The sequence below is a fragment of the Pricia sp. genome, assembly GCF_041745955.1.
Classification (GTDB): Bacteria; Bacteroidota; Bacteroidia; order Flavobacteriales; family Flavobacteriaceae; genus Pricia.
This window is the reverse complement of sequence record NZ_JBGTHY010000551.1, coordinates 1-11037: the sequence shown is the minus strand read 5'-3', so window position 1 is coordinate 11037 and position 11037 is coordinate 1. Positions and strand designations below refer to the sequence as shown.

The following is an 11037-nucleotide window of genomic DNA, read 5'->3' as shown; positions in this document are numbered from 1 at the left end:
GAAGGGGATCTGAAAGATAAGCCTTCATTAGTAAATGCTTTGCACGGAGCTTCAGCTATTATTTCAACCGTTTCCTCAACGCTATCAAGGCAGGAAGGCGATTCCATTCAAACAGTGGATGATGAAGGACAAAATAATTTGATCGATGCTGCTATAGATGCAAACATCAAGCAATTTGTTTATGTTTCATTTTGCGAAATGCCTGGCAAATTTCCATTGCAAATCGCTAAACGTAAAGTGGAAAAACACCTTGTTGAAAGTGGTTTGAATTATACGATTTTACAACCAACGTATTTTATGGAGGTATGGTTAAGCCCTGCATTAGGTTTTGATTATCCCAATACGAAAGCGACCATCTATGGAGAAGGGAAGAACAAGATTTCGTGGATAGCCATAAAAGATGTAGCGTCATTTGCTGTAGTCACATTAGATAACCCTGCTGCCAAGAATAAAATAATTGAGCTCGGCGGACCGGAAGCATTAAGTCCGCTTGAAGTAGTGAATATTTTTGAGGCAACAAAAGAGAAAAAGTTTGAGCTTCAGTTTGTGCCGGAAGAAGCAGTCACAGCACAAAGAGACGGAGCTCAAGACCCATTGAGTGAATCCTTTGCGGCATTAACACTGGGTGTTGTAAAGGGAAGTGAAATTGACATGAAAAATACGCTAGATGATTTTCCAATTCATTTGACCTCTGTAAATGATTATGCAAAAAGTTGAGTTCATATGAATTGATCGGTATAGATAGCATAACAAGGCCGAATTTGAATTAGATAGTAAACTTGACCATAAAATCTAATTACAGCATGCAACCAACAACCACACAACTACTTCAAAAAGGGTTCTACCGATTCAAAGTCGGTCGGTTTGAATGCATTTCCGTTAGTGATGGCAGCTATGATTATGATCCCAAACTCATGTTTTCCGGGCTTCCAGAGGATAAGGTAAAAGAAATTCTGCACCATCATCATATCCCGTTAGATAAGCTTACCTCCCCTTATACGTTCCTCTTTGTCGACACTGGTGAGCACAAAATACTAGCGGACATGGGCGCCGGTACATTGGGACCAAACACGGGTAAATTGGTAAACAACCTGAAATTAGCCGGTATTCGACCGGAAGATATTGACACCATAATTATCACCCATGCACATCCCGATCATATTGGAGGGACATTAAATGAAGAAGGTAAACCAAACTATCCTAATGCACGATATATTATGTGGAAAATTGAGTGGGATTTCTGGTTCTCTGAAGAAGCATCCAAGAAAGTTGATGAACATTTATCCAAGATCGTCCCTACTGAAATATTCATGAAGATAGCTCATGGACAGCTTGGTCCCATTAAAGATCGTATTGAATTTATAACGAAAGAAATCGAAATTTTACCCGGTGTTTCGCTACACTTTGCACCAGGGCATACTCCGAGCCACTTGGCAATTTCTTTTTCCTCTGAAGGAGAAGAATTGTTTTTTACCAGCGATACGGTGGTTTTTCCCTTTCTGTTGGAGCGACCTGATTTGGTAATGGTCTTTGATATGATGCCGGGCATAGCAGTCCACAGCAAACGAAAGATCTGTGATTTAGTTGCAGAAAGAAAAGCGCTAGTACATGCCCAGCATTTTTCACCCTTTCCAAGCCTTGGCCATATTATAAAGAAAGATAAAGGGTGGCAATGGAAACCATATTATTACCAAATTGAAGGCTTACGAAGCGCTTGAAACTGAGGAAGAAAGGACGAAACAATTCATCAAGGAGTATCTCGATGCCGTAAACTCGCCGGATTGGAAGTCAAAAACCGTTAAATATCTTCGGAATTCCGAGGGCTTTTTAGAAGAACATTCGGCATTCAGAAAGTCGTTCCCGGATTACAGGTCGACCATCCAGTATTTGGCCGTTGATGGCAACAAGGGGATGGTTTGGCTGAACATAGAGGCTACATATGCGGAGACATTCGCTTTTGAAAATAGCTCCTATGGCGACGGTTTACTCCGGAATGTTGAGGCCAAAAATCAGGAACTGTCTTGGGAAGAGACCTGGTATTTCATTGTGGTCGATGGAAAATTCGGTGAGAAGTTTGATATTTTGAAGGATAATTACGCTGTTCTCAAAGGCTTGGGGGCAATAGAGTAAGACTTAAAGGATATATAGACAGGTTTGCATTCTTTCAGAAGTTCTAGCCCGACGTATTTCCAACACGAATATCGTGGAAATTTTCGCTATCGACAATCCTTACATTTTCGGATTTGATTCCTAATGAAAACTAACTTCGGTCGTAACTATTTGGCCAATGAAATAATTGTAATCCACAACCTATGAAAAACACAATTCAATTTCATTTTTGGATTCTATTGATCAGTTTATTACTGACCAATTTTTCCTTGGCACAGCAGAAAATATCACAAACCGACGACGAAATCATTGAATGGCTCCGACAAAACAGTATACCCATTGAACATCTTGAAGCCGAAAATGGCTTTTCGGATCTGCAGCCATTAAAGAAAATATTGAAAAATGTCAAAGTCGTAGGCCTTGGGGAAAACACCCATGGAACCCGGGAATTCTTTCAAGTAAAACATCGGTTGTTGGAATTTCTTGTCACGGAAATGGGATTCCAAGCTTTCGCCCTCGAGGCGAGCCATTCGAATTGTGTTCCCATCAATGATTATGTCCTCTACGGCAAAGGCAATCGCGAAAATGTGCTGACAGGCCAAGGCTACGTTGTATGGGATACCCAGGAACTGCTATCATTGATCGATTGGATACGCGCCTATAACCAAAGGGTTCCCGATGAAAGGAAAGTGCGGTTTTATGGGCTGGACTTCGGTTACAATGAGGTCGGGGCCGAGAAAGTGGCGGCCTATTTACGAAAATATCGTTTTAAGAACATCGAAGCTACCGCATCACTACTACAGAACATTGCTAACTTGGGAATAAGGCATTGGCCAATGACTATGGCCGACGTCCAACCGGAACTCAAGGCGGCTTACCCGCGATTACTGCAGTTGATTGACGAACTTTCCGAACATGGAGGAAAAATTGATGCCGCTAATTTACGGGAACATGGTCAGGTAATGATGTATCTCGACACGATGAAGCAATTTCTGTTAAATAATATAAAAGACTCCCTTCCTGAAAACGCCCATCCCAACATGGTGAGGTCCAGAGGACTGGCTGCCAATCTGTTTCGTATTTTGGATATGGATACATCGGTTGAAAAAATTATCATTTGGGCACATAATGCTCATATAAGTATGGGTCGGCCGGCTAACGGAGAGCCTAACATGGGCTATGAATTCAGGAAAAGGTTCGGCACAGCGTATTATGCCCTGGGATTCGAGTTCAACGAGGGCTACTACCAGTCCCGGCATTATTCTTCAAATGCACTTGGTGACCTAGAAGAACCTTACGTTGTACCGGCACCCAAAGGCTATATGGCCTGGTATCTATCGAAGGCGATGCAGGGCAACGGATGGCTTGACCTACGCTTTTCAACAGCGGAGGGCTATGTAAGGAAGTGGCTTAACGCCCCACAGCAATTCCGCCGCCATGATTGGTTGAGTTTTTCAGTTGGGGAAGAAATGACAATCCCGGCCGTCCGCTATGATGGTATCTTGTTCGTTGGGCGTACCACATCGGCCGTACCCACACCCAACGCCCTAGAGACCGTTTCCAGGGGTGAGCGATTTTAAGGCCGGAGGCTTTGTGCAAACCGTTGTTTATCAATTGTACAGATTGGGTAAGGATTTCGAACAATGAAGATTATTACCCCTCAAAAGGATATGTTCAGAGGTTACAAAACGACAATCGGTTCGCAAGATTCGATTTGCTTATAGCATAGATAATATCATAACATGTTACGGTATATTAGTTCAATTTACTTAAACTTGTAGGAAAATGGACCGACGGGAATTTATAAATAAAAGTTCGTTCTTGGCCGGTGCCCTTCCCATAGGAGGGCTTCTTCCGACATATATCACCAAAATGATGGAACAGGAAAAATACCAATTCAAACTAGGGAAATTCGATTGTACGATTTACAGGGACTTGATGTGGAAATATAATGCGAAGGATTACTTCATCAACGCCGACCAGGAAGCATTGACTGTATCGCTGAAAAAATACGCCCTAGATGCCGATAACATCCCCTCCCCCTTTATAGCCGTTCTTTTACAGGATGAGAGCAGGAAAATATTAATCGATACCGGATCGGGCTACTTGGATGAGCCGTTGGTTTTTAGGGGAAATGAGTTCATTGTTAAGGGGAAGTTAGCTCGTTTTCTAGCGCAGGATGGAGTGGCGGGGGAAGAAATCACGGATGTAATCCTGACACATTTCCACTTGGACCACATCGGGGGAGTATTCACCGAGAAAGGGAAGTTGAACTACCCCAACGCCATGTTTCATGTGAGCGATGTGGAATGGGACTTTTGGCATTCCTCGAAATCCGACGAACAAATACCCTTATTCAAGTATTACATCGAGAAGAATATAACCCCGTTGAAAAACGAAAACCTGAATTTGGTAAAAGGTGATTTCGAAGAAATCATTCCAGGTATAACGGCCGTCAATGCCGCAGGACATACACCAGGACAGTTGGCCCTGATTATCAATCAGGAAGAAAGGGGAAATCGGTTGCTGTACGTCTCGGACTCTTTCCTACATCCACTTCACATCGAGAATATCAAATGGCAAACGAATTACGATTTTGACAATAACAAAGCCGAAAGGACACGGGTCAAACTATTGGACTTGGCTTACAAAGAGGATATGATGATCAATGCGTTTCACTTTGATTTTCCCGGTTTGGGAGCCGTGCAGAAGGAAAACTCAAATTGGAAATGGGTATATTTAAAATGAAACTGACAACAATGCTACAATTAATGCCTAGGCAGAAGCCGGTTCTCAACTTCGTCCGCACAAAGTCGTTCTAATCTTAAATTTAGCGTTTATGATTGGGAATGATATTTCTTATCCCATATTAAGGAGTTTCATTAAACGAACGTTTTACGGGATAATGTATAAAATTTCATTCTTCTTGGAGTTTTATTCAAAAACAGTTTGGAATAGACTCATTAAAATCAGTCAAGACCTTAAAATTTTCTCTGAAGCTATTATTTTCTTATTCCCTTAGTTTCAATTGTTGATAACTCAAAATTCTTCAATTTTAACAAATATCCGATAGTGTCATTTGGTACGTTTTGAAACCAAATTTTATTTGCTGAATTAACCTTGGTTCGATTTGAATCGAATTGTTATAAGTAATTGTAAATCAGTTTTTTGTGAATAACAATAAAATGATTCCTTAGCTTTCCCCTATCCTTTTTGGTAGTTTTATCCCAAGAATTCTTTAAAAGAAAACAAAAGCGCTTTTGTTCATTTCGTAACCCTAAAAAAGGAAACCAATGGGCAATTTTTTAATCCTGGAACGACTAGATCGTCTGGAAAAACTGGTAATAGCCAATAAGGAGGTGCTAACCTTCGAGGAGACATGTGACTACACCGGAATATCGCGAAGCTATCTCTATAAACTGACCGCTTCGGGAAATATTCCGCACTCGAAGCCCAACGGGAAAATGATTTTCTTCGAAAAGAGGAAGCTGAACAACTGGCTACTTCAAAACAGACGGAAATCCCATACCGAGATCAAGGGCGAGGCACTAAGCTACACTTTCAAAAATAGAAGGTGATGGTTTCAAGAAGCCAAAGCGATAACCTTTACCAGGTAAAGGACGCCAAGAAAAAGACGGTATACGACTATACCATGGAATACCTGGAGGCCAAGTACGACATAACGTACAATGAAATCTCCCATGACTTTCAGATAGCCTTCAAAGGCTCCAGGGAGTGGCAGTACCTGAACCTGAACTCCCTGATCATCGAACTGGCCAAGGCAGGGGTCGATATTCCGACGGGGAAACTGGAAATCCTTATCCGTTCGGAATGGATACCCAAGTACAATCCCATCAGGGAATATTTCGAGGCCCTTCCCAAATGGGACGGGAACGATCACATCCTCAAACTGGCCTCCTATGTTCCCACCTATGAGAAAGAAGCCTTCAACTACCATTTCAAGAAATGGTTGGTACGGTCGATAAAATGCGCTTTGGAGCTCAACTATTTCAACAAACAGGCCTTCGTACTGTCACATCAGGGACAGAACTCCGGAAAATCCACATGGTGCCGATTTCTCCGTCCGCCCGAACTGGCGGAATACATGGCGGAAGATATCAGTAACGACAAGGACGCAAGGATCCAGCTCTGCCGGAACTTTCTGTACAATCTGGAAGAACTGGCCGTACTATCCAAAAAGGATGTCAACGCGCTAAAATCGTTTTTCTCCAAGACCTTTATCAACGAACGGCTGCCCTATGACCGGAAGAACACGACCCTGCCCAGGATATGCTCCTTTATGGGAAGCACCAATATGTCCTCTTTCCTGAACGACGAGACCGGGTCCGTCCGTTGGCTATGTTTCGAACTGAAGGACAAGATCGATTTTGGGTATTCCAAGGAAACCGATATCAACGGGGTATGGTCACAGGCCTACCATCTGGCCTATTACAATCCCAACTTCGATCCCGAACTGTCCATCAGGGATATCCTGGAGAACGAGGAGCGTAATAAGAGATACACCAAGCTGACCTCGGAGCAAGAAGTCGTTGCCAAGTACTACGAGAAGTCGACCGACATGGAGGACTTCAGGACGGCGTCCGATGTGATGGTCGCAACGGGCTGCCTCAACCTGCGCTTGAACCATATAAATATCGGACGTGCGCTGGCCGGGTTCGGGTTCCAGAAAGTGAAACATCCCAAACGGCAGCTGTACGGCTATCTGGCCAAACCACTTTTTACGGACACCCCTTGGGAAATGGAACTTCCGAAAAAAAGGGAATAACACCTACCAAGTTACCTAAGGGAAAAGAAAGTCAATGGGAACAGGGCATAACCTTAGGTACGATGTAGGACCCCCATCTTACCTAAGGGTTACCCAACCTACCCAACAGGTAGGATAGGTAACATCAAAAACACATCCAACCTAAGCCAAAAGCCCCATAATCATTGTGCCGGGCGGGAAGGTAGGAGGAATTACAAAAATTAAGCTGATGAAAAGAAAAAGAACAAAGGGACTATCGTTTGAAAGAGCCCGAGCTTTTCCCATCGAAAGGGCGCTGGCAAAACTCGGGCACTTTCCGACCAGATCGACCGGGAAAGAAGCTTGGTTCCTCAGTCCGTTCCGGCCCGAGGCCAAAGCCTCTTTCAAGGTGTCCAAGAAACTGAACAGGTGGTACGACCACGGGGCGGGGAAAGGCGGGAACGTCATCGACCTGGTATGCCTAATCTCCAAATCATCGGTCAAGAAAGCATTGGAACTGATCGCAGGGGACCGGAGCTCTTTTTCTTTTCAGCAGCAACCGATTTTTCAAAAGGTAGAAAACGAAACCAAAATCGAAATCATAGCTGTCAAAGAGCTGATCCATCCAGCATTGAAAGGTTATCTGAAATCAAGGAATATCGAACCGGGAACCGCTTTGGGATATTGCAGGGAAGTCCATTACAGGTTCAAGGACAAAAGCTATTTCGCCATTGGACTGAAGAACGACTCGGGCGGGTGGGAACTTCGAAACAAATACGTGAAAAACCCCAGTTCACCAAAGGACATCACCCACATAAAAAATGGAAATAGGAAGCTGATTGTTACGGAAGGGATGTTCGACCTGTTATCGATTCTGGAAAACAGTGAAAAGCTAGAATCCGAATATGATCTTTTGGTACTGAACTCCACGGCATTTGTCCAAAGAGCGATGAAGATAATTGACGGTTATACTGGCATCGACCTCTATTTGTACAATGATGAAAATGGAAGAAAAACTACCCAAAAATTGATAGGGCATCCCCAGGACTGTAATGACAGGTCATCACTTTACAAAGGTTTTAAGGATATCAACGAACGGCTCATGGGCAGTACAGAAGATTTAAACGGGCAGGGAATTCAAGATGTGTTTTTGTTGCCACAAAAACGATCTTGCCTTGCTCCCGATGCTCGCAAAGTAAAAAGGAAATGAAAAGGACCTACATCAAGTTCCGGTGTTCCATCTACGAAAAGAAGCTGCTCAAAAAAAGGGCGCAGCGGGCAGGAATTTCGCTTTCCGAATACTGCCGCAGCTCCGCCTTCGAAAATTCGGTCATCGAACGTCTGACCGGGGAACAGATGGCCCATTACAAGATGCTGGTCAAGTACAAGAACAACTTTACGAGCATCGGCAATATGTTCAAGAAACGGAACCCGAAACTGGCCGACGAGGTAGCACAGCTGGCGGAACAGATCAGGACACACCTGTACACTTCAAAAAATAAAGGGATGATCGGAAAGGGAAAATCAATTGCGCACACAGGGGCATCCATAGGCTACGGATGGAACCAGGAGAAACAGGCAGAGGTGGTCTATAGCCAACATCTGGCTGGCAACGATGCCAAACAGATAACCGAGGAGTTCAATATCATCCAAGAGCAGAATACGCGTTGCCAAAAGAACACCCTGAGCTTCGTACTCAGCCCCACACGGGAGGACGGTGCCAAACTGACCAAGGAGAAACTGAACGAAATGGCCCAAAGGTTCATCAAGGAAATGCAGCTGAAGGAACGGCAGGCCATTGCCTTTGTCCATAGGGACAAGGCCCATACCCATGTGCATCTATATGTCAACCGGATAGGCTTTGACGGGAAGGCATACAACGACAGTTTTATAGGGAAGCGGAGCCAACTGGCCGCCGAAAACGTGGCCAAGGGAATGGGACTGACCAAGGCCAGGGAGGTACAACTGGAAAAAGAACTGGATTCCATACATGTACGTCTCGAAATAAGGAACATACACCAAAGGGTGATGGAGGACCAAAGGCCAAAAACCCTCGACGGTTATATGAAAGCGATGAAATCACGGAACGTGGAGGTTATACCGAGTATCAACCGGGCGAACAGGTTGCAGGGGTTCCGGTTCGGATACCAAGGCCACAATTTCAAGGCCAGCGAGGTGCACCGCTCCATGTCCGGAGGAAAAATTCTAGGGCAGCTTTCGCAAAATGAAGGCTTGGGAAAACCAATAGAGTATGGCAAGTTGATACAACTATTGGGAAAGACCTTGGAAATGAGCACCAACCTTGCTTCGAGTTTGGCCAAAAATGCACTAAAGCAAGTAATCAAAAGGGCAACCGATCCAGGAATAGGTTATTAAAACAACAAATTATGGGATATAAGAAACTGGACGAGGTAATGGAACTCCTGAGCGATGAGCTGGACGGGTTTAACAAGGCGGTGGATAGGTTGGAGCGGTTGAAGCAAAATGTTGACAAAATCAAAATTAAACCTGATACCTTGGAAATAGAGTCCATGCTCCGGGAACATCTTGCACTGGAAAAGGCCAATATCTCCCAAATTGATAGCTCCGTACAAAATATTGAGCAACGGGTCTCCAAGGCTAGCCTGATTCCGAAAGCAAAGCTTCTCTTGCACTATGTGATCTGGTTCGTTTCCTTAATAATTATAGGCTATCTATCCTTCAGGATATCTCACATTGACGATATTCGGGAAAAGGCCTTCGCCGAAGGGGAGCAACAGGAGATATCCAGTCTGCGGGGGTATTTTGACCGGTACCCCGGGCATTATAAGTCGTACCGGAAATGGACGGAAGAAAAAGACAGCGTTCCAAATCAAAAGTAGGGTGCGCCCTATGGAATTTTTGCTTGACGCTAATCTGCCGGAATCGCTACAAAAATTCCACAGGATCCACGCGCAGGCAAGTTATGGTAAGATTTGGGAGGATAGTCCAAAAATATTTAAATTACGATTTGTGAAATTTAATAACCAAATATGTAATTTAAAGTTTATCTTTACGTTCTAAATAAACACAACCTTTCAAGTGCACGTCCTTTCATTTAAAAAACTAAGAGAGTATTTTTCGAAAGAAACGAATGCGAAAGTGGCCCTGCAAGATTGGTATAAAAAAGCAAATAAGGCGGAATGGGATAGTTTTGCTGATTTAAAGAACACCTTTAATTCGGCGGATAACGTTGGAAATGGAAGATTTGTTTTTAACGTCAAGGGAAACCATTACCGGATAGTGGCCATTGTACGATTCAAGTTCAAGAAGGTATTAATTCGATGGGTCGGTAATCATAGGGATTACGATAGAATAAAGAATATCGATAAATTATAACATTATGGGCAAATTAATAACACATGAAGAATACGTTAAGGCAAACCTTCGCTTAGAAGAGTTGATAGATATTGTCGATGACAATACACCGTTGGAAGACCCCTTGGCAAAAGAATTTTTAAAGATTAGCGATATTATCGAGCAGTACGAGGAAATCCATTTTCCAATCGGATTACCGACCCTTGTAGAAATGATTGAACTACGTATGTTCGAGATGGGCTTAAAAAGAAAAGATTTGGCCGCTCTCTTAAATACCAGCGCATCTAGAATAAGTGATTATTTGAACGGAAAAAGGGAAATTACGTTAAACGTTGCCAAAGCTTTGCACCAAAAACTGAATATCGATAGCGATATTATTTTGCAATGAAGCCTACTGAACTACTTCCCGAAGATATCGAAATAAATGTCAAGTTTTTTGCGCAAAAAACCTGATATATAGAAGTAAGCAAGCTTAGTCCACAAATCCAATTTGAACAAATTTGTACCTCGTTTAGACGTTTGTCTCCCATTTGCGTCGCAAACCCCAGAAACCCCTGTAAAATATGTACTCGTCAATTACTGCATCGGCAAATAGATTCCAATATCATTTGATTTCATTTGGATGCAAATGACTATATATTAGATACTTGATAATTTCTTAAAATTTTGTTTTCCGATATTTAACTACCGAACCCGAAACACCTTCCGAAAGAAAAAAGAATAAGGAGAATCTGGAATTGGGAGAACGGATTCTAGCTATTCGAAAAGCCGAAGTTTATCAAAGTAAATACAACAACATCCAAAATGACCATAAAGGAAAAACAGGTCTTTTGGACTTTTATGAGCAA

General features: G+C 43.1%; 12 protein-coding genes. All 12 read left to right on the top strand.

The features are described 5' to 3' along the window. Positions 1-717 (top strand): SDR family oxidoreductase (locus ACEW8S_RS19905; RefSeq protein WP_373519857.1); only part of this gene is annotated, 717 nt, incomplete at its 5' end. An 86-nt stretch (positions 718-803) separates the two neighbouring features. After that, on the top strand, positions 804-1718 hold the full coding sequence (locus ACEW8S_RS19900; RefSeq protein ID WP_373519856.1) for an MBL fold metallo-hydrolase: 915 nt from the start codon (positions 804-806) through the stop codon (positions 1716-1718). Continuing rightward, a complete protein-coding gene (locus ACEW8S_RS19895) occupies positions 1696-2130 on the top strand; it encodes a hypothetical protein (protein ID WP_373519855.1) in 435 nt (144 codons plus the stop codon). The genes ACEW8S_RS19900 and ACEW8S_RS19895 overlap by 23 nt, the downstream gene beginning before the upstream one ends. A gap of 182 nt (positions 2131-2312) precedes the next feature. After that, entirely contained in the window at positions 2313-3689 is a 1377-nt protein-coding gene (locus ACEW8S_RS19890) for an erythromycin esterase family protein (RefSeq protein ID WP_373519854.1), read from the top strand. Between the two features lie 205 nt (positions 3690-3894). Continuing rightward, positions 3895-4857: an MBL fold metallo-hydrolase gene (locus tag ACEW8S_RS19885; RefSeq protein WP_373519853.1), complete on the top strand. Its 963-nt coding sequence runs from the start codon at positions 3895-3897 to the stop codon at positions 4855-4857. A gap of 545 nt (positions 4858-5402) precedes the next feature. Further along, positions 5403-5687 carry a helix-turn-helix transcriptional regulator gene (locus ACEW8S_RS19880; protein ID WP_373519852.1) on the top strand — a complete coding sequence of 95 codons (285 nt, stop codon included), beginning with the start codon at positions 5403-5405 and terminating at the stop codon, positions 5685-5687. Next, positions 5687-6895, top strand: a complete 1209-nt coding sequence (locus ACEW8S_RS19875; protein ID WP_373519851.1) for a VapE domain-containing protein — start codon at positions 5687-5689, stop codon at positions 6893-6895. The genes ACEW8S_RS19880 and ACEW8S_RS19875 overlap by 1 nt, the downstream gene beginning before the upstream one ends. Positions 6896-7103: 208 nt before the next feature. Further along, a complete protein-coding gene (locus ACEW8S_RS19870) occupies positions 7104-8063 on the top strand; it encodes a toprim domain-containing protein (RefSeq protein ID WP_373519850.1) in 960 nt (319 codons plus the stop codon). Then, on the top strand, positions 8060-9229 hold the full coding sequence (mbpA, locus tag ACEW8S_RS19865; protein ID WP_373519849.1) for a mobilization protein MbpA: 1170 nt from the start codon (positions 8060-8062) through the stop codon (positions 9227-9229). The genes ACEW8S_RS19870 and mbpA overlap by 4 nt, the downstream gene beginning before the upstream one ends. 11 nt (positions 9230-9240) lie before the next feature. Continuing rightward, positions 9241-9714 (top strand): DUF6730 family protein, encoded by a 474-nt coding sequence (locus ACEW8S_RS19860; RefSeq protein ID WP_373519848.1) that lies wholly within the window; start codon positions 9241-9243, stop codon positions 9712-9714. A gap of 199 nt (positions 9715-9913) precedes the next feature. Continuing rightward, positions 9914-10210, top strand: a complete 297-nt coding sequence (locus tag ACEW8S_RS19855) for a type II toxin-antitoxin system HigB family toxin (protein ID WP_373519847.1) — start codon at positions 9914-9916, stop codon at positions 10208-10210. A 4-nt stretch (positions 10211-10214) separates the two neighbouring features. Then, a complete protein-coding gene (locus ACEW8S_RS19850; RefSeq protein WP_373519846.1) occupies positions 10215-10577 on the top strand; it encodes a type II toxin-antitoxin system HigA family antitoxin in 363 nt (120 codons plus the stop codon). The last annotated feature ends 460 nt before the right edge of the window (positions 10578-11037 follow it).

Bases quoted from the DNA above. Each gene is read 5' to 3' on its own strand.
- ACEW8S_RS19900 (WP_373519856.1), top strand. From the start codon at position 804: ATGCAACCAACAACCACACAACTACTTCAAAAAGGGTTCTACCGATTC.
- ACEW8S_RS19890 (WP_373519854.1), top strand. From the start codon at position 2,313: ATGAAAAACACAATTCAATTTCATTTTTGGATTCTATTGATCAGTTTA.
- ACEW8S_RS19885 (WP_373519853.1), top strand. From the start codon at position 3,895: ATGGACCGACGGGAATTTATAAATAAAAGTTCGTTCTTGGCCGGTGCC.
- ACEW8S_RS19880 (WP_373519852.1), top strand. From the start codon at position 5,403: ATGGGCAATTTTTTAATCCTGGAACGACTAGATCGTCTGGAAAAACTG.
- ACEW8S_RS19875 (WP_373519851.1), top strand. From the start codon at position 5,687: ATGGTTTCAAGAAGCCAAAGCGATAACCTTTACCAGGTAAAGGACGCC.
- ACEW8S_RS19870 (WP_373519850.1), top strand. From the start codon at position 7,104: ATGAAAAGAAAAAGAACAAAGGGACTATCGTTTGAAAGAGCCCGAGCT.
- mbpA (WP_373519849.1), top strand. From the start codon at position 8,060: ATGAAAAGGACCTACATCAAGTTCCGGTGTTCCATCTACGAAAAGAAG.
- ACEW8S_RS19860 (WP_373519848.1), top strand. From the start codon at position 9,241: ATGGGATATAAGAAACTGGACGAGGTAATGGAACTCCTGAGCGATGAG.
- ACEW8S_RS19850 (WP_373519846.1), top strand. From the start codon at position 10,215: ATGGGCAAATTAATAACACATGAAGAATACGTTAAGGCAAACCTTCGC.